Raw genomic sequence first — 26,761 nt, 5'->3', positions numbered from 1 at the left:
CTGTTCCCAGACGCCGACGGCGATGCGCTGCACGATTATCCCTTAGACCCGAATACCCGCCGCAAGGATATCGGCGACGAAACCTTTCGCCAGGCCACGCCAATGGTGTCATTGGCCTACACACTGCCGGACCACTGGCTAGACGGAGAGTTGCTCAACAGCGCAATGTTTTACGCCACGTGGAGCCGCGGCTTTAAGTCGGGCTTTTTCGAGCCGCGGGGCGTCGACGGCCTGCAGCGGATCAACCCGGAGGTTGTCACCAATAACGAGATCGGCTTTAAGATCGATGCCTTTGAGCGCAGTGTTCGTATTAACGGCGCGTTCTACCACATGGACTTTGACGACCAACAACTCATTGCCGTCGGCTCAGACTCGGCACAAAACGTTGTTGTGGTATTCGGCAATGCTGGCCAGTCTGAAATACGCGGCGCGGAGCTGGAACTGTTATGGCTTCCCAGCTCGGCACTGCAAATTAACGCCAGCCTCAGCATCAATAACTATCGGTACATAGAATTCACCGAGCTGGACCTGCAGTCGGCCATCGTTGGCCAGGAAAAGTTCGTCGATCGCAGCAATGAGACCTTTCCTGTCTCCCCGGACAAGTCAGCCTCGCTTGGCGTGCAATACACCTGGTCCGGCGACATCGGCATAGTGACCTCTCGCCTCGACCTCAGCTACAAAAGCGACGTTTTCTACGGTTTTGACCCGGCATCCTATGCCGCCTTCAAAGACTCACCGGAAAAGGCCGGCCAGCCCGCCTATGCACTGCTAGATGGCCGCCTGACCTGGCAAAACACAGCGGGTGATCTCACCGTTTCGGCCTGGGCAAAGAACATCACCGACGAGCGATACCGCATCGGCGTCGTCGCCGTTGCCGACTCATCCGGCACCTATAACCAGGCCTGGGGCGAACCCCGAATGTTCGGCCTGGATCTTCGACAATTGTTCTAACACTGGCAACACACTATTTATAACAAGGAGAAAACCATGCAAAGCTTCAAAGAAAAAGTCGTTGTCGTTACCGGCGGCGCCAGCGGCATTGGCCGCGCACTCGCCAATGCATTTTTAGAGGAAGGCGCCAAAGTGGTGATCTCCGACGTGGAGAAAACCGCACTGGATAAAACGGCAACCGAGTTAGCCGCCAAAGGGGGTGTGGTGCGCGCTGTTGTCACCGACGTATCCAAACCCGAGTCGGTCAATGCTCTGGCCGATGCGGTGTTCAGCGAATTTGGTGCCTGCCACGTGCTGTGCAACAACGCCGGGGTTAGCGTGCCCAACAATAATGTGTGGGACACCACGCCCAACGACTGGCAGTGGGTATTAGGCGTGAATCTGCGCGGCATCGCCCACGGCGTTCAGGCCTTTGTGCCACGCATGCTGGAGTCCGGTGAAGAGGGCATTATTATGAACACCAGCTCTGGGGACGGCGGCATTTCACCGCTGGCAGACCAATCTGTCTACGCCTCGAGCAAAGCCGGGGTGTCAATCATGACGGAGTGTCTAAACGCACAGCTTGTTGGCCAGGAAAGCAAATTGCGCGCCTGCATCTTCTATCCGTCCGGCGGTATCTTGCCAACGGGCATTTGGACCACGCGCCGCAACCGCCCCGCTGAGCTCGCGCGAGAAAAGCCTGCCCCCGAAGGCGCAGAAATGACCTTCGACGAGTTTATGGAGGGCATGAAGCAAATCGGCGTAGACCTGCCAGTACAAGACCTGGACGAATTGGCACGGTTTGCTCTGGATGGGCTGCATCAGGGCGACTTTGTGATTATGATTGGCCGCGAGTCGATGGAAGACACACTGGTGGAGCGCGCGCGCAAACTCGCTCGTGGGGAATGCCCGATTGAGCACGGCTTGCACGCATAGTTACTGAAACCACGCCCACCCCAGGTGTAAGAATGCCCCATGTGGATGCGCCGCCGGTGCGCCCACATGGGTAACCACAGCAACCGGGAGGGCGCCATGTTAACGCGCGTAGAACACGATTTTGGCCGCGGCCCCGCGGCCTGGCTCCACGGCGGAAAGGGCGAGCAGCCGCTGCATTTCGCTGCCGCTAACGGCTTTCCCGTTGCCAGCTACCAGTTCTTTCTACGCCACTTTGCCGACGACTTTTCTCTGCTTGGCATGGAAAACCGCGGAGCCTGGCCGCATGCGCAGCCACCACGAGGTTTTAACTGGCAAGATCACGCCGACGACCTGATTGCCTTTCTCGAGCACCAACAAACAGCCCCAGTCGTGGCACTGGGACATTCCATTGGCGCATCGGTAAGCGCCCTTGCCGCCGCGCGTCGGCCTGATTTATTCAAGGCACTGGTGATGTACGACCCCGCCACATTGCCCGGCCGCCTACTGCCTAAGTTTCCAAAGCTGATTTCCCCGTGGGTCACGCGCCATATCGGCCTCGTCAAACGCACACGCGGGCGGCGGCAACAGTGGACTGACCACCGCGAGTTCATCGACTATCACGCGCAAAAACCTATATATAAGCGCTTCTCTGAACAGGCTTTTGTCGATTACGCCAACGCTGTACTTAGCCCCGTCGACGATGGTTACCAACTGAATTATTTACCGGCGTGGGAAGCACACAACTTCAGCCATGTTGACTCCCCCTGGCAGGCGCTGAAAACCATTAAGGTGCCAACCCTGTTGCTGCGCGCCGAACACAGCTACCTCTACCCACCCAGCGTATTTGAGTTTCACGCGCGGCGGTGCTCGCCCTGCGTCGACCACTCGGTGATCGCCGGCGTCGGCCATATGGCCCTGCAAGAGGATGACGAACAGGTTGCCGCCATAACCCGGCGCTGGTTGAGCGAGCAACAATTGCTGTAGATCAACGCTGTCCGCACTTGGCATTCTTTTTATGGCGCCAGCCTTGCTACACTGAGCCACTTTCCACAGCGAGGTGAGCCATGACGACCATCATTCCGCAGTTCATTAACGGCGAGTACCTGCCGGGACAATCCACTGAGTCGCAAAGCATTGTCGACCCCGCCACACAGCAGCACCTTGCCAAACTTCCCTACAGCAGCGAGGCCGATATTGAACGCGCTATTGAAGGCGCCGAAAAAGCCTTTGCATCGTGGCGGAAAGTGCCAGTACCCGAACGCGCACGGCTGATGTTGCGCTATCAGCACCTGCTAAAAGCCCACCACGATGAACTGGCGGAAATTCTGGCCCAAGACAACGGCAAGACCTTTGAGGATGCCAAGGGCGATGTCTGGCGCGGCATTGAAGTTGTCGAGCAGGCCTGCAATATCCCCAGCTTACTGATGGGCGAAACCGTTGAGAATGTCGCCCGCGATGTCGACACCTACAGCATCACCCAGCCACTGGGAGTGTGCGTAGGCATTACGCCGTTTAATTTCCCGGCGATGATTCCACTGTGGATGTTCCCGCTGGCAATCGCCTGCGGAAATACCTTTATCCTCAAGCCCTCTGAACAAGTGCCAATGACCGCGCTGCGACTTGTTGAACTCTTTGAGGAGGCGGGCTGCCCAGCAGGCGTCTTGCAAATGGTTCACGGGGGCAAACAGCAGGTCGACGCCCTGCTTGATGCGCCACTGACCCGAGCGATTTCCTTTGTGGGATCGGTTCCCGTCGGCGAGCATATTTATCGCCGCGGTTGCCACCAGCTCAAACGCGTGCAGTGCATGGCCGGTGCGAAAAACCACATGGTGATCATGCCCGATGCCGACAAAAACACCGTGATCAATAATTTGCTGGGCGCTGCTGTCGGCGCCGCGGGTCAGCGCTGCATGGCAATAAGCGTGGCGGTATTCGTGGGCGACGCGATTCAGTGGCTGGACGAACTTACTGAGAAACTTCGGGCAATTCGCCCCGGGCATTGGAAAGACCCCGAGGCCGGCTACGGCCCCTTGATCAGCCCAGCAGCCAAACAGCGCGTGGAGACCTTAATTGCCGCAGGCGTGGATGAGGGTGCAAACCTGAAACTCGATGGCCGCCAGTGCCAGGTTGCGGGCTTCCCCGACGGCAACTGGCTTGGCCCCACGGTATTTGCCGATGTCACCACCGATATGCGTATCTATCGGGAAGAAATTTTTGGCCCGGTACTGTGCGCCATGCAGGTCGCCAACCTCGACGAAGCGCTGACATTGGTCAACAGCAGCCCCTTTGGCAACGGCACGTCGATCTTCACCGCTTCTGGCGCCGCCGCCCGACGCTATCAAAGTGAGGTTGAAGTGGGCCAAGTGGGTATCAACATTCCCATTCCAGTCCCATTGCCATTCTTTTCATTCACCGGCTGGAAAAAGTCATTCATGGGCGACCTGCACGCCTATGGCAAACAAGCTGTTCGGTTTTACACCGAGACAAAAACCATTACCGCGCGCTGGCCCGAGGATGACGCCAGTTCAGGTGCGCCGAATATGACCATTTCTCTGAAATAATTGGCGGGGTCGCCGAAAGGCGACCCCGCTAAAACAAGATGAGCTTTACTTGATTTTCAAACTCAGCGAGCAGGCGGTCGCCGTCGCTGGGTGAGTCCCGCGACACATCGAGAATATCAGGGATCAGACTAAGGCCCAGCGAGACAATGGCAGCCACGGCGGCATACTTGCTATCGAGATCGAAACGCTCAAACAGCCCGCGTCGATGAAAGTCGGTCGCCATGTCCTCAACAATTTCACGAACCTCGTTGCGAATTGCCCCTCGCAACAGCGAAGAGCTACCGGCGCGCTCCCTCGCAATAAGAATAAACAGTGGCTCGTTACCGCGGATATACCCAAAGGCCGCTTGCACAGAAGCCTCGATAACCGCCTCTTCTGACTCAGCATCGCGAACACCCTTCAAGACTTGGCGCAGCGTGCTACCTACCTCGCTAACCAAGGCCAACCCCAGCTCCTCCACCGAGGAAAAGTGGCTGTAAAACGCCGGGGGACTCAAACCACAGGCCTTGGTGATCTGTCTCAGACTGATACCAGACAAACCACTCTGATCTTCCGCCAATAGGTTCAGGGCCGCATTCATCAACTTTTCCTTGTTCCCCTTGCGACTCTGTTTGGGCTTGCTCTCGCTCATTTTCTCCTCAACTGAGAACGCATTTTTACAAATGTTAACACCATCACACGACTACCGCCCAACAACATCCACACAAACCGTTGATAACACAACAAAAATAGAACATATCAGAGAACAGTAGCGCCTGGCATAAAATCTTGACACCCGTTAAGTTAATGGACTAAAGTCCATCTTAACACATGTTAACTTCAATAAGAGGCGATTTCGGATGTCTGCAAGCACTTCACACTGGCGCGACCCCAAGCGCTATATGTGGGCCTTGGGCCTATTGGTTCCACTGTTCCCCATTGTTGGCGCCGCCATCTACATGACAACGGGACAAATATGGGGCTGGTGGTTTGCTCCCTTCATGGTGTACCTGGTGATCCCGATGATGGATTTCGTCATTGGCACTGACCGCTCAAACCCACCAGAGAGCGCTGTTGCGCAACTCGAGGCCGACCCTTATTACCGATACATTGTTTACGCGTATATCCCGCTGCAATACGTGGGCACGTTAATCGCTGTGTGGTTTGCCTGTACTGAACTTGGCCCCTGGGGTATCGCTGGCGCCCTGTTAAGCTGTGCTTACGTAAACGGCATCGGCATCAATACCGGCCATGAGCTTGGCCATAAACGCGACGCTCTCAGCCAGTTTTTGGCGAAGCTGGCACTGGCCCCCGTCGCCTATGGCCACTTTTATGTCGAGCACAACTTCGGTCATCACCGCAACGTCGCGACTCCCAAAGACCCCGCCAGCTCAAGGATGGGAGAGAGCTTTTGGCGCTTTCTGCCCCGCACCGTCATTGGCAGCTTGCGCTCAGCATGCGAAATTGAAAAACAGCGCCTCGAGCGCAAAGGCCTCAGCTTTTGGCACTGGCGCAATGACGTGCTTCAGGCATGGTCGATGACGATTGTACTGTTCGCGGCATGCACCCTCTGGCTGGGCTGGCCTGCCCTGGCGTTTCTGGTGGTTCAAGCGGCCCTCGGCGCGTCATTGCTGGAGGTCATCAACTATGTTGAACACTATGGCCTGCTGCGCCAGCAAGATGAAAAGGGTCGCTATGAGCGCTGCCTACCCAAGCACTCGTGGAACAGCAACCACATCGTTACTAACCTGTTGCTCTATCAGCTGCAGCGCCACTCCGACCACCACGCCCATCCCAACCGAGCGTTTCAGGCCCTGCGACACTTTAGTGACAGCCCACAGCTGCCCTCTGGCTATGCGTCGATGATGATCCTCGCCTACTTTCCGCCGCTGTGGTTCCGAGTGATGGACCCGAAAGTTGTCGCTCACCATCAGGGCAATCTCAGCCAGGCGCATTTGCACCCAAGTAAGGCGCAGAAGCTGAAACGCCGTTACCCAACGTCAAGCAATCAGGGCCGAGCTGCCTAATCAACGCGAAAACACCTGTCGCCGCCGCTTAGGCGGCGCCTCAGTTTGTAATGGAGAACCATAATGATAAGAAAGACTGCACTATACAGCGCACTATCTATCGGACTCTGCCAAAGCCCGCAGCTTTTTGCCGCACAGCTGGAAGAAGTTATCGTTACCGCGCAACTGCGCGAGCAAAGCCTGCAAGACGTACCGGTTTCGGTCAGCGCAATCGGTGGTGAGAAATTAATGGAAGCCGGGCTGGCAAAAATTGAAGACCTGCAGGCCTACGTCCCCAACTTTACGATGACCGAATCCAGTATCGGTACCGACATTTATATTCGCGGTATCGGCTCCGGTGAAAACCAAGGCTTTGAGCAATCGGTTGGCATGTACGTAGATGGCGTGTACTACGGCCGCGCCCAGCTGGCGCGCGCGCCCTTCCTCGACCTAGAGCGTGTCGAAGTATTGCGTGGCCCACAAAATATCCTGCTGGGTAAAAACAGTATTGCCGGCGCCATCAATGTCGGCACAGCCTCGCCCAGCCAGGAACCCGAGCTGTTTATTCAGGGCACCTACGAGCCCGACCTCGGTGAACGAGTGATCGACTTTGTTGCCTCTGGCCCACTGACCGACGCACTGAGCATGCGCTTTGCAATGCGCCAGCGCCAGATAGACGGCTTTGTGGAAAACCAGGTTCTCGACCGCGATGAGGCCGAGCGCGACGAGGCAACCTATCGACTGAAAGTCGGCTGGGACCCAGGCGATGATTTCAAGGCCATGCTGAAACTGGAAATTGGCAGCTTCGATGTGGTGGGTCGTCAGTCGGAGATTATTAACGACACTCCCTCTGACTCAGACATCTTTATCTTCACCGGGCGCACTTATGGTGAGATTCTCAACAACACTGTATTCCCTGACTTCGGCGCCGCCAGCGGTGTTTTCGCTGCCCTGCCAGCGCCGGTGCGCAACCTGCTGCAACTGCAGGACAACGGCTCCATTCTGAATATGCAGGCCGATGACTCGGTGCTCGACACCAAGGCCGATCGCAAGCGCCACGCCAATGGCGACTTCAGCTATAACGATACGCAAAACGTCACCCTGAATATGGACTGGTATAAAGACGGGCACACCTTCTCGTCGATTACCGCCTACATGGCCTACCAGTACGATGAAGAGTGTGACTGCGACTTTACCGGCTCACCCCTTTTCCAGGTGGTCATGGAAGAGGAATACGAGCAGTTCAGCCAGGAATTTCGCTGGATATCCCCGGCGGGCGAGAACTTCGACATGATCGCCGGCACGTACTTCCAGTACAACGATGTCTACTTTTTCGACTCCATTGTGCTGCCCTCCACGCTGATTCCCCAGCTGATCAATGCTGCCGACCTGCTTGAAGGCGGCGCACGCGGCGACATCGACCCCGGCGCCAATGGCAGCAGCGGCTTTGAACTACTGGGTATTGGCGATGCGGGTAACTCGCTGATCGATATTCGCTCACCGCGCGATTTCAAAAGCGACTCGATTATTGCCTCGGCCTTTATGCAAGGCACCTGGATCATCAACCCGAGTTGGCGCCTGACTCTGGGCGGCCGCTATACCTACGAGAAGAAAAGCGGCAGCAGGAAGCTAGAGTTCGGGCTGCCGGATGGCTCTCGCCTGCCGATCGGTGAAACCGATACCGCCGCTGCGGTGACCTTTGCCGCTGAGCGCCACGACTTAAAAGGTAAGCGCACCGAGTCACAGTTTGCACCGCTGGTAAATATTCAGTGGGACATCAACGACGCGGCAATGAGCTACTTCTCCGCTCGCCGAGGCTTTAAATCGGGCGGCTACGATGCCCGCTCCAACTCTTCGCCCAGTGCCGACCCCACACCGAGCAACCCCAATGCCGTTGGGCCTAACCCGCAGGTATTAATCGGTAGCTTCGAGTATGAGGAAGAGCGCGCCACGTCCTACGAGTTAGGTTTGAAAACCACCTTGTTCGACGGTGTTGCCGAGCTGAATACCGCACTGTTTTACACCCAGTTCGACGATCTTCAGGTCAGTGTGTTTGATGGCACCCTGGGCTTCAATGTCGGCAATGCCGCCAGCGCTGTGACCCAGGGTATTGAATTCGACGGCCGTATCGCACTGAGTGAAAACCTGATGCTTGCCGGTGGCTTGGCGTTTTTGGACTTTGAGTTTCAAAATCACGAATTCGGCACCTGTATTCAGGACCAGATTCCCGACAACCCCAATGGCATCAACTGCGATTACTCCGGTAAAACCAACCAGTATGCCGCCGACTTCTCGGGCAACTTATTGCTCGCGTACGAAAGCGCACTGGGTGACAGCTTAATGCTGCGGGCAAACCTGGATGCCATCTTCAGCGACGAGTACCACCCGTCGCCAAACCTGGATGAGCGCGTAAAACAAGACGCCTTTATTCAGTACAACGGCCGGGTATCACTGTCTGCGGCAGACGGCACCTGGGAGCTGGCGCTGCTGGGTAAAAACCTCACCGACGAGCTGATAGTGCTGTACGCGGTTGACACCCCCGTGGCCAAGAAAGTCATCGCAGGCACCACCAGCCACCACGGCTTTACCAACCCACCCCGGACGCTCGCCCTGCAAGCCTCCTATCGCTGGTAAGCCGCAGACAAGCTCAACGCAAACTGTCGTTGAGCTTGTCTAATACCTTCTGACCGGGGCAAAGCTCTGCCTCGGTCAAGGCCTGCAACGGTGTCTTGCTGGTACCGATAATTTCATGCAGGTCCTGAGAATCCTCATCCATATACAACAGCCCGGTGAGAATTTGCTCTTTGGCTCGGTAGTCCTTTATCAAGCGCAACGCCGAGCGCCGGCTGTTTAGGTCCAGCTCTGGGTCCGCCTTGCGAAGCTGCACCACTGAACCGTCGTGCAGCGTTACCGCCTTGCTTTCACCTTCGGCATAACTGGCCGAAATTTCCTGCTTAAACGGAACATAATCCACCGTCCCCGTCGCCGCCAAGTGGTCGCGCACATACTCATAACCCTTGGTCGAAGCCGGATTATTATTAAAGGTGACACAGGGTGAGATCACATCGATAAAGGCAAAACCGCGGTGACTGATCGCTGCCTTGATCAACGGCACGAGTTGCTCGCGATCCCCCGAGAAGCTCCGCGCAACAAAGCTGGCACCGAGCTGCAAAGCGATGCTGGCCAGGTCGATGGCCTCAAAGGGATTGGGCTCACCCTTTTTACTGGCCGAGCCAACATCGGCGGTCGCGGAGTCCTGCCCCTTTGTTAAACCGTAGCAGCCGTTGTTCTCGACCACGTACATCATATTCACGTTGCGACGCACGGCGTGAGTGAACTGCCCCATACCAATGGATGCTGAGTCGCCGTCACCGGAGACGCCAACGTAGATTAAGTCGCGATTCGCCAAGTTCGCACCTGTCGCGACCGATGGCATGCGGCCGTGAACCGAGTTGAAGCCGTGAGAATTGCCGAGAAAGTAGGTGGGTGTCTTCGAGCTGCAGCCAATACCGGAAAGTTTGGCCACCTTGTGTGGGGCGATGGATAACTCGAAACAGGCCTGCACAATCGCCGCGCTAATCGAGTCGTGGCCACAACCCGCACAGAGGGTCGACAGCGCGCCTTCATAATCCTTGCGGGTAAAACCCAACTCGTTAATCGGCTGCTCTGGATGGCGGAAACTCGGGCGTAAATAGGTCATTACACGGTCTCCTTGGCGGCGCGCAGCGGTTGTACTTTGTTCTCGTCAAGGTGGCGGCAAATATCGCTCTCAATCTGCCGAGCGGTAATTGGCATACCGCCGTAGTTTAAAATAGGCACTAAACGACGCGGCGATACCAGGCATTCGTTGACGATTAAGCTGCGCATTTGCGCGTCACGATTTTGCTCAATAATAAAAAGTTGCTTGTGGCTATCAATAAACGCGGCCACACCATCATCGAAGGGAAAGGCCTTTAACCGCAGCGTGTCGACGGCGATCCCCGCTCGCGACAAACTGTCTACCGCCTCTCGCGCTGCCTCGTGGCTGGTTCCGTAGTAAATCACCCCTACATCTGCAGCGCCGCTCGCGTTGCACTCCTCCGCTTTGGGCACCTTGGTGGATGCCGTTTGCCATTTCTTCAGCAGGCGCTGCATATTCAATTCGTATTGCGCACTGTCTTCGGTGTACACGGCGTACTCGTCTCGGGAGGTGCCGCGAGTGAAGAATGCGCCCTTCTCCGGATGGGCACCGGGATAGGTGCGATAGGGAATACCGTCGCCATCGGTATCGAGATACCGACCAAAGCGTTCCGACATCGCCTCTAGTTGCTCGCCGCTGTACACCTTGCCACGCCGGTATTCGCGCTGGTCATCCCAGCTCAACGGCGGCGACATACTGTCATTCATGCCCAGATCCAAATCGCTCATCACAATCACTGGGGTCTGCAACTCTTCGGCTAAATCGAAAGCCTCCGCCGTCATGGAAAAGCACTCCTGCGCCGTGGCCGGAAACAGCAGCACGTGTTTGGTATCGCCGTGGGAGGCATAGGCGCAAGCCATCACATCCGATTGCTGTGTTCGCGTCGGCATACCGGTAGATGGCCCGGCTCGCTGAACATTAATAAGCACACAGGGAATTTCGGCAAAATACGCCAGCCCCAAAAACTCACTCATTAGCGAAATTCCCGGGCCACTGGTTGCCGTAAATGCGCGGGCACCGTTCCAACTGGCACCAATCACCATGCCAATTGCCGCCAGCTCATCTTCAGCCTGCACAATGGCGTAGTTCTTATTGCCGCTGGCAGGATCAATGCGCAAGCGCTTGCAGTATTTATCAAAACCATCGACGACCGAGGTCGAGGGCGTAATGGGGTACCAGGCCGCAACGCTTGCGCCACCATAGATGGCCCCCAACGCCGACGCCGTGTTGCCGTCGATAAGGATCGCGTCACCGACGGCGTCGCGACGCTCCACGCGAATACCCAGCGGGCAGTCGATGTTCTCCGCAGCGTAGTGGTAACCCAGCTCCAGGGCCCGCACATTGGAAGTAATCAGCTTTTCCTTGCCCTGAAACTGGTCGGCCACCAGGCCGGTAAGCACATCAAACTCGATATCCAGCAACGCGGCGAGCGCCCCCACATAGACCACATTACGAAACAGCTGCTGCTGACGCGGATCGCTAAATTCCCGACGGCACAAGTCGCGAAGCGGAATACCAATGAAGGTAACATCACTGCGCAGTAAACGCAGGTCGAGAGGCTTGCTGGAGTCATAGAGGAAGTAACCTCCGGACTCTAATTCTTTGATGTCTTTCGCCATGCTCTGCGGATTCATGCAGACCATCATATCGATGCCGCCACGGCGACCGAGAAAGCCCTTCTCGTTCACCCGCACCTCGAACCAGGTCGGTAGCCCCTGAATATTAGAAGGAAAGATGTTTTTGGGGCTTACCGGCAGACCCATACGAAACAGCGCCTTGGCAAACATATTGTTGGCACTCGCCGAGCCGGTGCCGTTAACATTGGCGAATTTGATGACAAAATCATTGACCGCTTCAATACGCTTCATGGCTGTACTTCCTCGCCGGCTTTGCTGACGCTGTAATAAAACTGCTGCATATCCCAAGCCGCAGTAGGACAGCGCTCGGCACACAAACCGCAGTGCAGGCAGACATTTTCGTCTTTAACCATGGCCCTGCCAGTTGCGAGGTCCTCGGATACATAAATGGCCTGATCAGGGTTGTTCGCAGGCATCCGCAGTTTCTGACGCAGTGTGCTTTCTTCGTCGTCGTTAACAACAAAACTCAGGCAACTGGTTGGACATATATCCAAGCAGGCATCACATTCAATGCACAGTTTCTCGGTGAAGACAGTTTGCGCATCGCAATTCAGGCAGCGCTGCGCTTCGTGAAAGGCTGTTTCGGCATCAAAGCCTAACTCAACCTCCAAGCTGCGGTCGGACAATGCCTGATCCAGGTTGGCATGGGGAACACGATAACGGGCGTCATCTTCAATTTGATTGTCGTAGCTCCATTCGTGAATACCCATCTTCTGGCTGACCAAGGTCACCCCCGGCGGCGGGCGCTGTGTCACCGACTCGCCGCGGCAAAACAGATCAATAGAAATCGCCGCTTGGTGGCCGTGGGCAACAGCGGTAATCACATTTTCCGGGCCAAAGGCAGCATCGCCACCAAAAAACACATTGGGCAGCGTCGACTGGAAGGTGTCTTTATCGACAACGGGCAATTGCCACTGATCGAACTCAATACCAATATCGCGCTCAATCCAGGGAAACGCATTCTGCTGACCGATGGCGACCAGCACATCGTCGCAGACCATATCGACTGGCGGCTCGCCGGTGGGTATCAGTTGCCGCTTGCCGTCTTCGTACACGGCCTTCACTTTCTCAAAGCGCATGCCAACCAGCTTGCCGTCTTCAACAAGAAACGCCTTGGGGACATGGTTATCGTAGATCGGAATGCCTTCCTGCTGGGCGTCTTCCTTTTCCCAGGGTGAGGCCTTCATCTCTTCAAAGGGGCTGCGCACCACCACGCGCACGTCTTCGCCTCCCAAACGTCTGGCTGTTCGGCAGCAGTCCATGGCGGTATTCCCGCCTCCGAGTACCAGCACTCTGCGCCCAACTGTCTGCACATGACCAAACGCCACGCTGGCCAGCCAATTGATACCAATGTGAATATTCGCGTCGGCGGCTTCGCGACCAGAAATATCTAAATCGCGTCCCATGGGCGCGCCGCTGCCAACAAACACCGCATCGTAATCGCCCTGTTCAAGCAGCGCCTTCAAACTGTCGACATAGTGCCTAAAGTGGCTGACCACCCCCATATGCAAAATAGTATCGACCTCTTCATTCAGCACCGACTCAGGGAGCCGGAACGCCGGTATCTGGCTGCGCATGAATCCGCCGCCCGCTGGCTGCTCGTCAAATAAGTCGATGTTGTAACCAAGGGGCATGAGGTCGCGGGCAACTGTCAGCGACGCTGGCCCGGCACCCACCAAGGCTATTCTCTTGCCGTTTTTCTTTTTCGGGATGACCGGCAAGCGGTCCTGTATATCCGCCTTATTATCGGCAGCAACGCGCTTTAACCGGCAAATGGCAACGGGTTCTTCTTCCACCCTGCCGCGCCTGCACGCGGGTTCACAGGGGCGGTCACAGGTGCGCCCAAGCACACCGGGAAAGACATTCGACTCCCAGTTAACCATATACGCATCGGTATAGCGCTGAGCCGCGATCAGGCGAATATATTCGGGAACGGGGGTATGGGCAGGACAGGCATATTGGCAATCCACCACCCTGTGGAAATACTCCGAGTCTTTTACATCGGTCGGTTTCAATGTTCCCCCTGAATACTATTCTTATTTGGGTTTGAGGAAGCAAAAACGTCTTGTTAGTGGCGATTACAGCATAGCGATATTAAAAATTCATTAGAAAAATGGCGCCATTCCCAGAATGCAGTCAACAGTGAGGCGCCAGCTAGAAACGGGAGCCTGCTAACACGCAATGAATTGCACCTGCTGGAGGTCATTTTTGCCTCTAACGAGGCGAAGGAAGCGAGGTTTGGCGGACCCAAATAAGCCACCGACAACAGGGCTGGAGGCAATTATGGCTATCTAAAGAGACAGGCCCCGCGAGTGCAACCCGGTCGCACTGCGGGGAAAAGATTAGCTGGATTTTTTAACAAACTTACTAATAATCACAATGCGCGTGCCATTGACACGCCCTTCAATATGCTCGGGGTTATCGCTAAGGGAGATATTGCGAACGGCAGTGCCGCGTTTGGCGGTGAAACTGGTGCCTTTGACGTTAAGGTCTTTGATCAGGGTAACGCTATCGCCGGCCTGAAGTACCGCACCGTTGGCGTCAACAGTTGCCACCTGGTCGCTATCGGCCAGCCCTGCGTCCGCCCATTTCTGCAGGGGCTCATCAAGAAACACCATATCCAGCAGGTCTTGCGCCCAGGGCTCGCTACTCAGGCGATGTAACATTCGATAGGAAAGCACCTGAACAGCGGGTTCAGTGCTCCAAACACTTTGATTCAGGCAGTGCCAACGCGCCGCTTGCAGGGCATCGTCACCGGCAATCTGCGCAAGGCATTCACCACAAACCACCACCGACGCTGGCTGCTCTGAACCGCTAACCTCATACGCGCTGAGCCCGTCACTACTGCCACACAGCTCGCACTGTCCCTGGCTGCGCTGCATTAACGCCTGATCGATTGCCATGATTGCCTCCAAGCAAAAGCCGCGCATTATAAACGATCTGCAACCGCTGCGGTGAAGGCGCTGACAATCAGCCGGCCGCGCGGTCGCTACTGTCTGCCTCGGCACTGGCGTCGACGGGTGTCAGTACTGGCGTGTCGTGTTTTTTAACATGGCTTGCGCCAATAAACTGACCTCCCGACTCAATGGCCAGCTCGCGCACCCGGATATCGCCATTCACCTGCCCTGATGCCACAATTTCGATGTAGTCGGCATCAACCTTGCCATCGAGCCTGCCGCTCACCAGCACGCGTTTGGCTTTAATGTCGCCCTTAAAATGCCCGCTCACACCGATGGTCACATCAGCCTGCGAGGTGATATTGCCGTCTACCGACCCATCTAAGTGAAAGCTGTCTTTTAACTCGAAGTCCCCGACGAAATGGGTCCCCGCAGCGATAATCGTCGTTCGGGTAGGGCTATCTGATCTCTTACTGTTTTTGCTAATGAGTCCCACTTTATCCTCTCCTCGCGCGTGAAAAGCCCGTCATAATTTTCCAGCGACCACTCCATAAAACTTCTCGGAGCGAGACGCCGATGCAAGTGGCGAACTTCGTAGTGCAAATGGGGAGCGCTGGACAAGCCTGTATTCCCGCTGTAACCAATCAGCTCTCCCTGCTTTACATAGTCGCCAACAGCCACTGTCGACTTACTTAAATGCCCGTATACCGTAGTAAAGCCAAAGTTATGACTCAACTTCACCATCTTCCCGAAACCGCCATCGTTGTACCCTGCCCACTCCACAACACCATTGGCCGTGGCATACACCGGGGTACCAATGCGGGCGCGCAGATCGGCCCCGCCATGCAATTTCATTTTTCCCAACACCGGGTGCTTTCTCATACCGTAGAAGCTCGTGACTTTGGCCTCTTCCAGGGGGTAGCCACTGGGAATGGCGGTGAGCATATAGCGCTTTTCCTGCGCTGTTTGGCTTGCGGTATCCAAGCGAAATTCAATCTCCGCATCCGGATTAGGAGACAGGCCCATCATCGCCTCAATGCTGCCTAATTCCTCGCCCATCATAGACAGGGCTGCCACTTTTTCTTCAACGGAATTTTGCAGTCGTTGCTGCTCTTGCAGTAAAGCCGTATTCTCTGCGCGAATTTCGGATTGCTGGACATGAAGGCGAGAAAGCTCCTGGTCCATTGCATCGAGCTTATTGCTGAGTACGTAAATAGCCAGCACACCGCCGGCAAATAACAGTCCAAGCACAGCAACAAAGCCCGTGGCAAAGTGCTTAATAAATTGTGGTACGCGATAATGCCGCGTTCGCTCAAAACTCGTAACGGTTATTTGGTAGTGATCCCGCATAGCCAACCTGTCATCGCTGCACCGATTTAGGGCGCAATTAGTAGGGACGCCCCGGAGTGTGCACCCGCTCAAAACGGTGAGCGAGATGCGCAAAATGAGGCAATACTACACAAAGACTGACCGACGGGACAATCTTCGCGACCACCGCCCGACAGATCGACAGCCGTTGCGGTGCGCTTTCGCCCAACAGCAACGCACGATATGTGCCAATAATGACAGAACGATTACTCTCACCTATGAAGCAACTGCCATTGGTCACCAACCCTGTCTACAGCTATTCCTTTGATCAAAAGCACCGCTTTCCGATGGAAAAGTTTGGCCTGCTAAATCAGTATTTAGCCGGTCAACATATTCTCTCTGCAAGCAACGTCTATCGGCCGGGAAAAGCCCGACCCGAGCTATTGCAGCTCGCTCACTGCGGTGACTACATTAACCGCTTCACCAACAATACCCTGGACAAACAGGCCTCGCGGCGCCTGGGACTGCCCTGGAGCGAGAGCTTGGTTACGCGCAGCTGGATCTCGCCGAATGGCAGCTTCTTGACCGCGCAGTTGGCCCTGCGCCACGGCATCGCCTGCCACCTTGCCGGCGGCACTCACCACGCCCATCGCGACTTCGGCTCTGGCTTTTGCGTATTCAACGACTTGGCTGTCGCCGCTAAAGCCCTGCTTGCTCAGGGCCGGGTGAAGCGCTTGCTGATCTTTGATTGCGACGTTCATCAGGGCGATGGCACGGCCACCATTCTCGCCGACGAGCCCGCCGCCTTTACCTGCTCCGTACACGGTGCGAAAAATTTTCCCGCGCGCAAAGCCTGCAGCGACCTGGATGTTGAGGTGGCCAGCAACTGTGAGGACGATCAATACCTGAGCATTGTTAGCGACACCCTCGAAACGGCATTGGCCAGCGCCCGCCCGGAGCTGGTGATTTACGATGCTGGCGTGGATATCTATGCCGGCGACCCACTGGGCCTGCTAAAGGTTAGTGAAAACGGCATTCGCCAGCGCGACCGCATGGTCATCGAGCGCTGTCGCTCAGCGGGCATCCCGGTGGCAACGGTCATTGGCGGTGGCTACGACGATGACCGCCAGGCACTGGCCAGACGACACGCCATCGTTGTTGAAGAAGCCCAGCGCCGCTTTTTGCAAGAGCAATAAAAAGGGCGGCTAACAAGCCGCCCTGCAGGGGATCGCCGAAACGCTTAGGGGATCAAACCACCCAGTAGACCTTTCAGGGTATCTGTCAGCAGTGCCAGCGGGTCTGCCCCCGGCTGCTGAGAGACCGCCAACTGAAGTTGATCCACTGCCGAACAGAGTACCGCTAGCGGCGTCCCCTCTAGCGGGCACCCGCCACCACTTAACGCCGACGCAATGGGATCAAGCAGCAAGTCCAGGGGCGTGCCAGTCAACCCACCATCACTACCGCCGCCCTGCAACGCCGCAGCCAGTGATTCGAGTGGAGCAAGCAGAGCATCGAGAGGCGTACCCGTGGGGCCAGCACCAGAACCGCCGCCATTCACACTGTCGCTCAGCACCTCACCCAATGGGGTCAGAATAGTATTCACGCCAGCGAATAATTGTGCTGCGGCACCACCAAACAACTGATCAAAGGTGGGTGCCAGCACAACCGCCAAACCACCGAGAAGCTGTGAACTTAACGCCTCGACACCGCTATTGATCTGGTCGGACACAACACCCTGCTGCCCGGCCTGCTCTTCGATAAACGTGACCGGAACAATGCCGGTCAGTACATTTTTTAGCAGGTGCTCAACGGTCTGCGACACGCGAAATGCCGTCAATACGCCGTTGCCACTGTCCAGGGCCACCACGGTATTATCAAGGTCGGCGAAGGTCACACTCAGGGTTGTCAGTGCGCCACCCAAGACCGGCGCCGACATCACCTCGGCCGGCAAATTGCTCAAACCCTCTTCGAATGCATCGCTTAACTGGCCGGTGAGTACGGTCAGTGCGGTCAGGTCGAGATCGCCATCAGCGCTGCCGCCGCCACCGCCATTGAGCAGCGGTGCAAGGGCTTCACCCAAGGGCGCCAGGGGTGTTCCGGCAAGTGGGTTGTCACCGCCGGGGCTAGCGCTACCGTCGCAATCGCCCTGCCCTGCAAGCGACATTAACAACCCCGGCAAATCAGCCAGTAGCTCGTTGCTCGCCAGCTGCACATTCTCCGCCGCTGCCGCAAAGGCTTGCTGCGGATCCGCCGCCGACTCGGGGTTTACGGCGGCGAGCACCGCGTCCAGAATATCGACAGTATCTTGCGCGACGACTTGATCCAGACAACTGATGCTGGCTTCTAACGGCGTGCCTTCAGCTGCCGACGCCAAGCCACCAAACACCTGCTCAGACAGGGGCTGCTGAATCACATCCAGCGGTCCTTCTACTCCCTGATAACGGCTTGTCTCATCTCCGCCATCATTTGAGCCGCCGTTGTCGGAGCCCGACCCGGACCCGCCGCCATCAGAACCACCATCATTGCCGCCATCACCGGAGCCGCCGTCATCGGCGCCATTACCGCCATCGGGAATACTGCTGGGGTTATTACTGCTACTGCTGCTCGAGCCTCCGCAGGCACTAAGTGCCAAGCTGACACTGAATGCCAGTATGAAGGCGCGATATAATGAGGATAATTTCAACATAGGCTTTACTCCCTTAAGTCGCCATTGGGTACAGAAAGGCTCTGCACCCGGCGCCGATCATCGTTTTCCCTTCCCGACGCCACACTGTATTCAACCAATACGGCACTGTTTTCGATGTACGGAAAAACCGAGTTATTCATAGTCGCGGGCAAAAAAAAGGCGACCTGTTGGCCGCCTTTTCATCACTGACGCGAAGCGCTTAGCCCAGACCGCCCAACAGGGGGCCCAGAATGGTGTCGAGCAGATCTGTCAACAGATCCAGTGGGTTACCGCCACCACCAAGACCGGATAACAGGCCATCAACCACGGTGCAAAGCGGGTTCAGAGGCGTTTCTGCCAAGGGGCAAGAACCACCGCCGCCCAATGCTGAAGCCAGCGGGTCGAGCAACAGGTCAAGCGGTGTGCCAGTCAGGCCGTCGCCACTACCGCCACCAGTCAGGGCAGCAAATACACCTTCCAGGGGTGCCAGCAAGGCGTCGAGAGGTGTGCCAGTTGGGCCAGCGCCAGAGCCGCCTGAGGCCAGACCGCCAGTAATCGCCTCGCCAATCGGTGTCAGCAGCATGTTCAAACCGCTAAACAGTGGATCCAGAGCGCCACCGAACAGTGCACCGAATGCAGGGTCCAGCACCGCGCCAAGACCGTTGTCCAACTGCGCTGTTACCTGACCGATACCATCTTTAATCTGGCTGCTAACCGCACCCGGTTGCCCAGCTTGCTCTTCGATGAACTCGACAGGAACAACTTGAGTCAGCAGGTTACTGAGCAAGTTATCCAGCGTCGTCGCGATAGCGCCAGCCGTCTCGTCGCCAGAGGCATCGTCGAGGGCACCGATAGTCGTGTCCAAATCGTTAAAGGTCGTTTGCAGGGTAGTCAGCAGACCACCAAGCACTGGCGCGTCAGCCACTTCTGCGGGCAGATTGGCCAGACCTTCGTTAAATGCTGAAGACAGTTGATCAGTCAGTGCTTGCAGCGCTGTCAGGTCCAGGTTTTCACCATTGCCAAAACCGCTGCCGCCTGCTGCAGTTAGCAGCGGAGCCAACGCGTCACCCAGCGGGGCAAGAGGAGTACCTGCCAGCGGGTTGCTGCCCATCGGTGCGCCACTCGGGCCAGTACAGTCGCCCTGCCCTGCCAGAGAAGTCAGTAATACCGGCAAATCTGACAACAGCTCCGTTACTGCCAGCTGGGCGTTCGTTGCAGCATCGGCAAACGCTTGCTGGGGATCATTGATCGAGTCGGGGTTAACCGCGGCCAGGATACTATCGAGAATATCCACTGTGTCTTGGACAACAACTTGATCCACACACTGCACAGCGCCTTCCAGCGGTGTGCCAGCGGCTGCAGAGGCAATTTGCCCCAGCACTTGCTCAGACAGCGGCTCTTGAACCATGTCTAATGGGCCTTCTACACCTTGGTAGGTCGCTTGCTCGCCCGAGCCGCCTGAGCTCGAACCGCCACCACCGCCGCCACCGCAAGCGGTAAGAAGCACCGCAGCGCTTAGGCCGAGCAGGCCAGCGCGATTAAATTTATTAAGTTTGAACATGTTCTGTAACTCCGTAAAAACAGGTATCGAGGTGCCTGCCAACAATAGGGGGAGAGCTGTGCATTCACACCGCCATGCCAACGCCGAAGCGCCTCATCCACTGATGGGGCATGTGTGTACATTGAACCAGCAGTGGGAAATAGGCGAAGTAAGGGAAAACCGAAGTAGACGCGGAAAACCCCGCGCTTTTTGAGACCTGCATCACAAAAAAACGAGTTAACTAAGCTGCCACTATGCTCACTGTGACACAAACCCACAGTTCACACGCTTCCCTTCTTCGCGGCAGTCGCCATAATACCGTTTTGGCAAAGGGAAAGGCTATGACAATTGTAAACTCCGATTGGGACCTGCCCGCCCCGTTTACCCAAAGCCTGAGTGTCGGCCGCGACGATATTGACGGCCTCGGCCATGTGAACAACGGTGTGTACGTGAGCTGGTGCCAGCGGGTTGGCTGGCAACACTCCGTTGAGCTGGGGCTAAATCTGGACGACTACCATCAGCTCGATGCCGCAATGGTTATTCGGCATGCGGAGTATGACTATGTCGCTGCAGCTTTTTTAGATGAAGAGTGCGAAATGGCCACGTGGTTAACGGCTAGCGACCAGCGCCTTACGATGGAGCGACGCTTTCAATTAAAACGCTCTCGCGACGGCGTTACCCTTCTTCGGGCGCGCTGGCAGCTGGTATGCATTCGGCTGAGCAACGGCAAGCCGCGCCGCATGCCGCCGGTATTTAACCAGCGCTACGGACCAGCGGTTATCGCCACAGAAACGTAATTCACAGCCTCCAGATAGCGTGTAGAATGTAGCAACCCTGTAGAATAAAGAGAGATACAAGTGAGCCAACAATACGCAGAACACCCCGCCATGTTTCGCAACAAGCCATTCGGCTTCATTCTCGCGCTGCTGTTGGTGCCGGTTGGGATTGGCATTTTGATCCTGCTTTATTGGTACCTCAAGTGCAAAGCCACTCGCCTTGAAATTAATGGCAACGAGATCGTGCTTGAGCAGGGCCTGCTGAACAAAGACCGCACCGAGCTCAACACGTCGAGTATTCGCACTGTTAAAATCAGTCAGTCTCTAATGAACCGCTTGTTCGGCGTTGGCACCCTGAGCATCTTTACGGCGGGTGACAAGGCCGAGGTACAGGCTAGCGGCATGCCCCGCCCCGAGGTATTCAGGGAACTGGTAAAAGCCAGCCAAGTTGACGAGCAATGAGCACAGACCGCCAGCAAGTCTTAAAAATTGGCGGCCTGCTGCTTGGGCTACTGCTCCTGCTGGGCGCTGCAACAGCTATGATGCTGCCATTGGTTGCCGGCTTCATTGACCAGCACTTCACCCCCGGCCTCGACTTGCGCAATGCCGCCGTCATCGCTTTTTTTGTCACGGTGGCCACCCTGGTCGTGTTCGCCTTTGCGGCAGGGGATGGCCTGCTCGGTGAGCTGCAGTTCATGCTTGGCGGCTTTGTGAGCTTCTTCCTGATATTTTGGCTATTCATTGCCTGGATTTTTTAGTGTTGCAACTCAGCGACTTGGTCGCCCTTATTCTTCTTTGCATAGTGCTCTACCACCTCTGGGCATCGGTCGGGGTACGAGAGCACTGCCTGATCGCTGTTAAGCGACACTTGGCCGCACATCAGCTGCAGTTACTCGATGAAAATATTGCGCTCCGCGCACTGTGGTGGAAGCGCAATCGCAGGGGGCAGATTCAAGTGTGGCGCCGCTATCATTTCGAGTTCAGCGCTCAAGGTGACGAGCGCTATCAGGGCCGCATTATTACTCTGGGCAAGCATATTGAAAATATTGAGCTGCAGGCACACCGGCTTCCCGACGAGAGACTTCACTAGCTATGCACGGGCACACTCCCTATTCTGAAGACCAACGGGTAAGCGCCCGTACCCTGCTAGAGCTGGTACCCTACCTCCGCCCCCATATGCCGCGCATCGGCCTGGCACTGCTGTGCCTCATCGCGGCAAAGCTGGCCAGTGTCGGCCTGCCCTTTGCCTTAAAACATATCGTCGACTACCTGGACACCAGCGGGCTGAACGCACTGACACTTGCACCGATCGGCCTGCTGCTGGCCTACGGCGGTCTGCGCTTTGCCAACGTATTATTCGGCGAGCTACGCGATACTCTGTTTGGCCGCGTTACTGAGCGTGCGATGCGGCGCATTGGTCTGTCGGTATTCAAGCACCTGCACCAACTGGACCTGGATTTTCACCTAAACCGCCGCACTGGCGGCCTGTCTCGCGATATCGAACGCGGCACCAATGGCATCAGCTTTTTACTGCGCTTTATGGTGTTTAACATCGTGCCGACATTTATTGAGATCGGCATGGTATTGGTACTACTGGGCTGGCAATACAGCGTGTATTACGCCCTGATCGTACTCCTTGCCGTGGTGAGCTATGTCGGGTTTTCCGTGGTGGCAACAGAGTGGCGCACCGGCTTTATACGCCGCGCCAATGTTGCCGAATCGCGCAGCAGCAGTCGCGCTGTCGACAGCCTGCTCAACTTCGAGACCGTGAAGTACTTTGGCAATGAAGACTACGAAGCCCAGTGCTACGACAACGAGCTGGCGCAGTGGGAGCGAGCGAGACGTCAGAACCGCCTCAGCCTGTTTGCCCTGAACGCCGGCCAGGCCTTTATCATTGCAACCGCGATGACATCGGCAATGGTGCTGGCCGCAAAAGACACTCTGTCGGGCAGCATGACCATCGGCGATTTTGTATTGATCAACGCCTTTATGATGCAGATTTTCATGCCGCTGAATTTTCTTGGCTTTGTCTACCGGGAAATGAAAGGCTCAATGGCGAATATTGAAGCGATGTTCGCCCTGCTGCGCCAACGTGCCAGCGTTACCGATAAGGCCGGCGCGCCCCCGCTATCGGTTCGTGATGCAGAACTGGAATTCAGCCAGGTTTGCTTTGCTTACGACCGCGACCGGCAGATTCTCCGCGATATTAGTTTCCGCCTACCGCCGCGCAAAAAAGTCGCCATCGTCGGCAGCAGCGGCGCGGGCAAATCCACCTTGCTGAAACTTTTATTTCGTTTTTACGATGTCGACAGCGGGCAAATTTTGATCGATGGCCAGAACATCGCCACCATCAGCCAACAGTCGCTGCGCAGTGTTCTCGGCATCGTCCCCCAGGATACCGTGCTATTCAATCAGAGCATCCGCGACAATATCCGCTACGGCCGGGTCGATGCCAGCGATGAGGACATCGACGAAGCCATTCGCCTTGCCCACTTGCAAGACTTTATTCAAAGCCTACCCGCTGGTGCCGACACGCTGGTGGGCGAGCGCGGCTTAAAACTATCAGGCGGCGAGAAACAGCGCGTGGCAATTGCCCGGGCACTACTCAAGGGCGCGCCAATTATTGTCTTTGATGAAGCCACGTCCTCACTGGACAGCAAGTCAGAGCAAGCCATTCTTGCCGCCATGCGAGACATTGCCAGACAACACAGTATGCTTGTGATCGCGCACCGGCTATCGACCATTGTCGATGCCGATACCATTGTGGTGCTGCACGAGGGCCGTATTGTTGAGCAGGGTAATCATCAACAATTGCTTGCAGCCGAGGGCCACTATGCTCAACTATGGTCACTACAACAACGCCAGCGGCAAGGCGACTAAGGGCCGAGAAAAGGCTCGAGACACAACAATAAAATTCAGCAGGGGGTAGCACTATGCACCAGCTTTCCGGCCAAGATGCCATGTTCATCCATACCGAGGCAGCGGGCATACCGCAGCATATCAGTAGCCTCGGCATTTACGACCAATCCAGCGCCGACGGCGGTTTGGTTCGCTTCAAACAGATTATTGAGTTAATCAGCGCCCGGGCGCCGCTGTCACCGATCTTCACCCGCCAATTGCAGCGCGTGCCCTGGGGCCTGGACCAGCCGTGGTGGGAAGAAGTCGAAGACCCCGATGTCGAACGCCATATCCACCACATGGCACTACCCAAGCCAGGTGATTGGCGGCAGCTGTGTATTCTCGCTGCCCGTATCCACTCGCGCCCGCTCGATATGGAAAAGCCGCTGTGGGAAATGTACGTCATCGAGGGCCTGGACAACGTCCCCGGACTCCCGGAGAACTGCTTCGCAGTGCTGCTAAAAGTTCATCATGCCGCTATGGATGGCGCCACGGGGGCGCGTCTGCTTCCCCTGCTGCATGACCTCAGCCCAACCGTTGAAGATATCCCGGTGCCGGACACTGAGCATGAATCCATGCTTACTCGAAGCGACATACTGAAGAAGGCCGCAGCAAATAATCTGCGCAAACCCCTTAAGACCGCCAAACTGGTGGGCAACTTGGTGCCCGCCTGGCAGCGTATCCGCCGCGGTAGAAAAGAGAATGACTTCCGAAGCCTCGACGACAAACAGCGCACGCGCTTTCAGGGAAAACTGTCCCCCCACCGCGTGGTCGACTCTGTGAATTTTGACTTCGCCGAGCTACGCAGCATCAAACAGCACTGCGAGGGCGCCACGATTAATGATGTGATGCTGTGCATCGTGTCGGGCGCGCTGCGTCACTACCTCAGCGCCAAGGGGGAATTGCCGGAAAAAACCCTGGTTGGCGGCTGCCCTATAGATGTGCGCAGCGCCGCCGAGCAAAACAGCGGCGGAAATATGGTCGGCTTTATGACCGTGTCACTGTGCAGCACCATCGCCGACCCTATGGAGCGCCTGACCCACATTCAGCAAGCCTCGCTGGAGTCCAAAGCCTATGCCAACGCGCTGGGGCCTCGTGTTGCGGTGGATGTCACCGATGTATTACATGGCGGAGTTCTGCAGCTCGCGCTGCGCGCCGCCTCAAGTACAGGCCTGTCCGAGGCAGCGGTAATCTTTAACACCGTGATAACCAACGTTCCCGGCCCGCGCGAGCAGCTGTATTTCTGCGGCGCCCGCTTAGTTAATGGCATGAACTTTGGACCGCTGTTGCCCAACGTCGGCCTGTTCCACATTGTCTATTCCAGCGTGCAAAACAAGCGCGGCATCATCGCCCTGTCGTTTACCGCCTGTCGCGATATGATGCCCGACCCCGACTTTTACCGGGAGTGCATCCAGCGCGCTTACGACGAGCTGCGCGAAAGCGCATTAGCCAGTACCGCAGAACCGGCATAAGTTACCGCGAGCACGCATTAAAGCACTATGAACAATAGCCACGACCTGCGACTCATCATCGAGTCGCGCATTCCGATTATTGTTATCGAAACCTGGGAGGAGCGCCGAGCACTGACCCTGCTAAGCAAACTCGGCGTTCAACTCGCGAAACCGCTCTATGCCTGGTCAGCGAGCGACGGTTTGCGGCGTGCCGACCTCGTGGACTCACCATCACTGCCGCAAACAACGTCACCAGAGGCTGCACTCAAACATATTCGCGCCGCCAATTCACCGGGGCTATACGCCCTGTGTGACTTCCACCCGTATTTGAACAATGAGCCGCTGAATGTGCGCTTGATTAAAGACATTGCCATGCAAGCAGAGGCGGCAAAGCAGTGTCTTATTTTTATCAGTCATGCATTGCAGATTCCCGCTGAATTCAAGCGCATGACGGCGCGCTTCACGCTGTCGATGCCCGAAGACCACAAACTGCTCGCCGCGATTCACCGCGAAGCCCAGCAATTTGCCAAGGACAAGGGACGCAAGGTCCGCACCGACCGCCGCGCCCTGGACAAGCTGGTCAGCAATCTTCGGGGGCTGCCACTGCAAGACGCGCGAAAACTGGCGCGCGGCGCCATCTATCAGGACGGCGCCATCACCGAGTCAGATATTCAGGCCGTCAACAAAGCCAAGTTTCAACTCCTGGATATGGACGGTGTTCTGAGCTTTGAATACGACACAGAGAGTTTTGCCCATGTCGGTGGCCTGCTGAAACTGCGCGACTGGTTGCAAAAACGTGAGGCCGCGTTTCTGCAACGTCAGGCGGATGCGCCCAAGGGTATTATGCTGGTTGGCGTTCAGGGCGGTGGCAAAAGTCTGGCCGCCAAGGCCGTCGCAGGCCTGTGGGGCCTGCCCTTGCTGCGTATGGATATGGGGGCGCTGTTTAACAAGTATTTTGGCGAGTCGGAGCGCAATGTCCGCGAGGCGCTTGCGCTTGCCGAAACCATGTCACCCTGTGTGCTGTGGATAGATGAAATTGAAAAAGGCATTGTCGCCGATGGCAATGATGACGGCACCGCCAAACGGGTGTTGGGCACCCTGCTAACGTGGATGGCAGAGCGCCGGCAAGCTGTTTTTGTTGTGGCCACCGCCAACGCCATCCAACACCTGCCGCCCGAATTGATCCGCAAAGGGCGCCTGGATGAAATATTCTTCGTCGACTTGCCCAAACCGACAATACGCGAAGACATCTTCGCCGTTCACCTGGAAAAACGCGGCTACTCAGCCGACAGTTTTTCCTTGGAGGTACTGGCTGAGGAAAGCGCAGGGTTTACCGGCGCCGAGATCGAGCAGGCTATTGTTGCCGCGGGCTACACCGCAAACGCCCGCGACGAAGCGCTAAGCACCGCCCATATCGTCGGTGAACTGGGTAACACCGTGCCGCTGTCCATTACAATGAGTGAGCGTATTGACGCCCTTCGCCAATGGTGCAAGGAACGCGCGGTACCCGCCGATTAGC

At 56.5% G+C, this 26,761-nt stretch carries 23 protein-coding genes; 14 read left to right on the top strand and 9 right to left on the bottom strand.

What is annotated here, in order from left to right; all coding sequences use genetic code 11:
* The 4 genes from ABNS66_RS03915 to ABNS66_RS03900 all read left to right on the top strand — a co-directional run.
* Nucleotides 1-951 (top strand): TonB-dependent receptor (locus ABNS66_RS03915; RefSeq protein ID WP_348655208.1); only part of this gene is annotated, 951 nt, incomplete at its 5' end.
* A 36-nt stretch (nucleotides 952-987) separates the two neighbouring features.
* Complete coding sequence (locus ABNS66_RS03910; protein ID WP_204995139.1) at nucleotides 988-1,866, top strand: SDR family NAD(P)-dependent oxidoreductase; 879 nt, start codon at nucleotides 988-990, stop codon at nucleotides 1,864-1,866.
* A 96-nt stretch (nucleotides 1,867-1,962) separates the two neighbouring features.
* Nucleotides 1,963-2,829: an alpha/beta hydrolase gene (locus ABNS66_RS03905; RefSeq protein ID WP_286694373.1), complete on the top strand. Its 867-nt coding sequence runs from the start codon at nucleotides 1,963-1,965 to the stop codon at nucleotides 2,827-2,829.
* Between the two features lie 80 nt (nucleotides 2,830-2,909).
* Nucleotides 2,910-4,406: a CoA-acylating methylmalonate-semialdehyde dehydrogenase gene (locus ABNS66_RS03900; RefSeq protein ID WP_348655207.1), complete on the top strand. Its 1,497-nt coding sequence runs from the start codon at nucleotides 2,910-2,912 to the stop codon at nucleotides 4,404-4,406.
* 28 nt (nucleotides 4,407-4,434) lie between these two features.
* Here the strand turns inward: ABNS66_RS03900 and ABNS66_RS03895 are convergent, their stop codons facing one another.
* Nucleotides 4,435-5,037 (bottom strand): TetR family transcriptional regulator, encoded by a 603-nt coding sequence (locus ABNS66_RS03895; RefSeq protein WP_051171230.1) that lies wholly within the window; start codon nucleotides 5,035-5,037, stop codon nucleotides 4,435-4,437.
* Nucleotides 5,038-5,245: 208 nt separating this feature from the next.
* On the opposite strand from ABNS66_RS03895, the gene ABNS66_RS03890 reads away from it, so the two are divergent.
* Both ABNS66_RS03890 and ABNS66_RS03885 read left to right on the top strand, forming a co-directional pair.
* Complete coding sequence (locus ABNS66_RS03890) at nucleotides 5,246-6,412, top strand: alkane 1-monooxygenase (RefSeq protein ID WP_286694371.1); 1,167 nt, start codon at nucleotides 5,246-5,248, stop codon at nucleotides 6,410-6,412.
* A gap of 63 nt (nucleotides 6,413-6,475) precedes the next feature.
* Nucleotides 6,476-9,025, top strand: a complete 2,550-nt coding sequence (locus tag ABNS66_RS03885; protein ID WP_286836627.1) for a TonB-dependent receptor — start codon at nucleotides 6,476-6,478, stop codon at nucleotides 9,023-9,025.
* 13 nt (nucleotides 9,026-9,038) lie between these two features.
* On the opposite strand, the gene ABNS66_RS03880 is transcribed toward ABNS66_RS03885, so the two are convergent.
* The 6 genes from ABNS66_RS03880 to ABNS66_RS03855 form a co-directional block, all read right to left on the bottom strand.
* Entirely contained in the window at nucleotides 9,039-10,091 is a 1,053-nt protein-coding gene (locus ABNS66_RS03880; protein WP_204995133.1) for a 2-oxoacid:ferredoxin oxidoreductase subunit beta, read from the bottom strand.
* A complete protein-coding gene (locus ABNS66_RS03875) occupies nucleotides 10,091-11,938 on the bottom strand; it encodes a 2-oxoacid:acceptor oxidoreductase subunit alpha (protein ID WP_286836629.1) in 1,848 nt (615 codons plus the stop codon). Before ABNS66_RS03875 ends, ABNS66_RS03880 begins: the two co-directional genes overlap by 1 nt.
* On the bottom strand, nucleotides 11,935-13,722 hold the full coding sequence (locus ABNS66_RS03870) for an FAD-dependent oxidoreductase (protein ID WP_286836631.1): 1,788 nt from the start codon (nucleotides 13,720-13,722) through the stop codon (nucleotides 11,935-11,937). The genes ABNS66_RS03875 and ABNS66_RS03870 overlap by 4 nt, the downstream gene beginning before the upstream one ends.
* 327 nt (nucleotides 13,723-14,049) lie before the next feature.
* Complete coding sequence (locus ABNS66_RS03865) at nucleotides 14,050-14,610, bottom strand: alkylphosphonate utilization protein (RefSeq protein WP_286836633.1); 561 nt, start codon at nucleotides 14,608-14,610, stop codon at nucleotides 14,050-14,052.
* Between the two features lie 67 nt (nucleotides 14,611-14,677).
* Nucleotides 14,678-15,100, bottom strand: a complete 423-nt coding sequence (locus tag ABNS66_RS03860; RefSeq protein WP_286836635.1) for a polymer-forming cytoskeletal protein — start codon at nucleotides 15,098-15,100, stop codon at nucleotides 14,678-14,680.
* Nucleotides 15,004-15,954, bottom strand: coding sequence for a M23 family metallopeptidase (locus ABNS66_RS03855; RefSeq protein ID WP_204995127.1), 951 nt, complete (start codon nucleotides 15,952-15,954; stop codon nucleotides 15,004-15,006). Before ABNS66_RS03855 ends, ABNS66_RS03860 begins: the two co-directional genes overlap by 97 nt.
* Before the next feature lie 212 nt (nucleotides 15,955-16,166).
* Between ABNS66_RS03855 and ABNS66_RS03850 the strand changes: the two genes are divergently transcribed.
* Nucleotides 16,167-17,108: a histone deacetylase gene (locus ABNS66_RS03850; RefSeq protein WP_286836639.1), complete on the top strand. Its 942-nt coding sequence runs from the start codon at nucleotides 16,167-16,169 to the stop codon at nucleotides 17,106-17,108.
* A 44-nt stretch (nucleotides 17,109-17,152) separates the two neighbouring features.
* On the opposite strand, the gene ABNS66_RS03845 is transcribed toward ABNS66_RS03850, so the two are convergent.
* Both ABNS66_RS03845 and ABNS66_RS03840 read right to left on the bottom strand, forming a co-directional pair.
* Nucleotides 17,153-18,598 (bottom strand): hypothetical protein, encoded by a 1,446-nt coding sequence (locus ABNS66_RS03845; protein WP_286836641.1) that lies wholly within the window; start codon nucleotides 18,596-18,598, stop codon nucleotides 17,153-17,155.
* Between the two features lie 199 nt (nucleotides 18,599-18,797).
* Nucleotides 18,798-20,138 (bottom strand): hypothetical protein, encoded by a 1,341-nt coding sequence (locus tag ABNS66_RS03840; protein ID WP_286694362.1) that lies wholly within the window; start codon nucleotides 20,136-20,138, stop codon nucleotides 18,798-18,800.
* Between the two features lie 320 nt (nucleotides 20,139-20,458).
* Between ABNS66_RS03840 and ABNS66_RS03835 the strand changes: the two genes are divergently transcribed.
* The 7 genes from ABNS66_RS03835 to ABNS66_RS03805 are packed head-to-tail and all read left to right on the top strand — an operon-like array spanning nucleotide 20,459 to nucleotide 26,760.
* Nucleotides 20,459-20,914 carry a thioesterase family protein gene (locus tag ABNS66_RS03835; RefSeq protein WP_286836643.1) on the top strand — a complete coding sequence of 152 codons (456 nt, stop codon included), beginning with the start codon at nucleotides 20,459-20,461 and terminating at the stop codon, nucleotides 20,912-20,914.
* 60 nt (nucleotides 20,915-20,974) lie between these two features.
* Nucleotides 20,975-21,355, top strand: coding sequence for a PH domain-containing protein (locus ABNS66_RS03830; protein ID WP_286694360.1), 381 nt, complete (start codon nucleotides 20,975-20,977; stop codon nucleotides 21,353-21,355).
* Nucleotides 21,352-21,651, top strand: a complete 300-nt coding sequence (locus ABNS66_RS03825; protein ID WP_286694359.1) for a hypothetical protein — start codon at nucleotides 21,352-21,354, stop codon at nucleotides 21,649-21,651. The genes ABNS66_RS03830 and ABNS66_RS03825 overlap by 4 nt, the downstream gene beginning before the upstream one ends.
* Nucleotides 21,651-21,983, top strand: coding sequence for a DUF3301 domain-containing protein (locus tag ABNS66_RS03820; protein ID WP_286836645.1), 333 nt, complete (start codon nucleotides 21,651-21,653; stop codon nucleotides 21,981-21,983). The genes ABNS66_RS03825 and ABNS66_RS03820 overlap by 1 nt, the downstream gene beginning before the upstream one ends.
* 2 nt (nucleotides 21,984-21,985) lie before the next feature.
* On the top strand, nucleotides 21,986-23,773 hold the full coding sequence (locus ABNS66_RS03815; protein ID WP_286836647.1) for an ABC transporter ATP-binding protein/permease: 1,788 nt from the start codon (nucleotides 21,986-21,988) through the stop codon (nucleotides 23,771-23,773).
* 53 nt (nucleotides 23,774-23,826) lie between these two features.
* A complete protein-coding gene (locus ABNS66_RS03810) occupies nucleotides 23,827-25,263 on the top strand; it encodes a wax ester/triacylglycerol synthase family O-acyltransferase (RefSeq protein WP_286836648.1) in 1,437 nt (478 codons plus the stop codon).
* 27 nt (nucleotides 25,264-25,290) lie between these two features.
* The gene (locus tag ABNS66_RS03805; RefSeq protein ID WP_286836650.1) at nucleotides 25,291-26,760 is read left to right on the top strand and encodes an AAA family ATPase; all 1,470 of its coding nucleotides are present in this window, start codon (nucleotides 25,291-25,293) and stop codon (nucleotides 26,758-26,760) included.
* Nucleotide 26,761: the final 1 nt, after the last annotated feature.

The sequence above is a fragment of the uncultured Spongiibacter sp. genome (genome assembly GCF_964011655.1).
GTDB lineage: Bacteria > Pseudomonadota > Gammaproteobacteria > Pseudomonadales > Spongiibacteraceae > Spongiibacter > Spongiibacter marinus.
Note: the sequence above shows the minus strand (reverse complement) of the source record. Positions and strands in the feature narration are given on the sequence as shown.

Coding starts and splice junctions, on each gene's coding strand:
- ABNS66_RS03885 (WP_286836627.1), top strand. CDS start 6,476: ATGATAAGAAAGACTGCACTATACAGCGCACTATCTATCGGACTCTGC.
- ABNS66_RS03865 (WP_286836633.1), bottom strand. CDS start 14,610: ATGGCAATCGATCAGGCGTTAATGCAGCGCAGCCAGGGACAGTGCGAG.
- ABNS66_RS03815 (WP_286836647.1), top strand. CDS start 21,986: ATGCACGGGCACACTCCCTATTCTGAAGACCAACGGGTAAGCGCCCGT.
- ABNS66_RS03825 (WP_286694359.1), top strand. CDS start 21,352: ATGAGCACAGACCGCCAGCAAGTCTTAAAAATTGGCGGCCTGCTGCTT.
- ABNS66_RS03875 (WP_286836629.1), bottom strand. CDS start 11,938: ATGAAGCGTATTGAAGCGGTCAATGATTTTGTCATCAAATTCGCCAAT.
- ABNS66_RS03840 (WP_286694362.1), bottom strand. CDS start 20,138: ATGTTCAAACTTAATAAATTTAATCGCGCTGGCCTGCTCGGCCTAAGC.
- ABNS66_RS03880 (WP_204995133.1), bottom strand. CDS start 10,091: ATGACCTATTTACGCCCGAGTTTCCGCCATCCAGAGCAGCCGATTAAC.
- ABNS66_RS03845 (WP_286836641.1), bottom strand. CDS start 18,598: ATGTTGAAATTATCCTCATTATATCGCGCCTTCATACTGGCATTCAGT.
- ABNS66_RS03890 (WP_286694371.1), top strand. CDS start 5,246: ATGTCTGCAAGCACTTCACACTGGCGCGACCCCAAGCGCTATATGTGG.
- ABNS66_RS03810 (WP_286836648.1), top strand. CDS start 23,827: ATGCACCAGCTTTCCGGCCAAGATGCCATGTTCATCCATACCGAGGCA.
- ABNS66_RS03900 (WP_348655207.1), top strand. CDS start 2,910: ATGACGACCATCATTCCGCAGTTCATTAACGGCGAGTACCTGCCGGGA.
- ABNS66_RS03855 (WP_204995127.1), bottom strand. CDS start 15,954: ATGCGGGATCACTACCAAATAACCGTTACGAGTTTTGAGCGAACGCGG.
- ABNS66_RS03895 (WP_051171230.1), bottom strand. CDS start 5,037: ATGAGCGAGAGCAAGCCCAAACAGAGTCGCAAGGGGAACAAGGAAAAG.
- ABNS66_RS03905 (WP_286694373.1), top strand. CDS start 1,963: ATGTTAACGCGCGTAGAACACGATTTTGGCCGCGGCCCCGCGGCCTGG.
- ABNS66_RS03850 (WP_286836639.1), top strand. CDS start 16,167: ATGACAGAACGATTACTCTCACCTATGAAGCAACTGCCATTGGTCACC.
- ABNS66_RS03805 (WP_286836650.1), top strand. CDS start 25,291: ATGAACAATAGCCACGACCTGCGACTCATCATCGAGTCGCGCATTCCG.
- ABNS66_RS03835 (WP_286836643.1), top strand. CDS start 20,459: ATGACAATTGTAAACTCCGATTGGGACCTGCCCGCCCCGTTTACCCAA.
- ABNS66_RS03910 (WP_204995139.1), top strand. CDS start 988: ATGCAAAGCTTCAAAGAAAAAGTCGTTGTCGTTACCGGCGGCGCCAGC.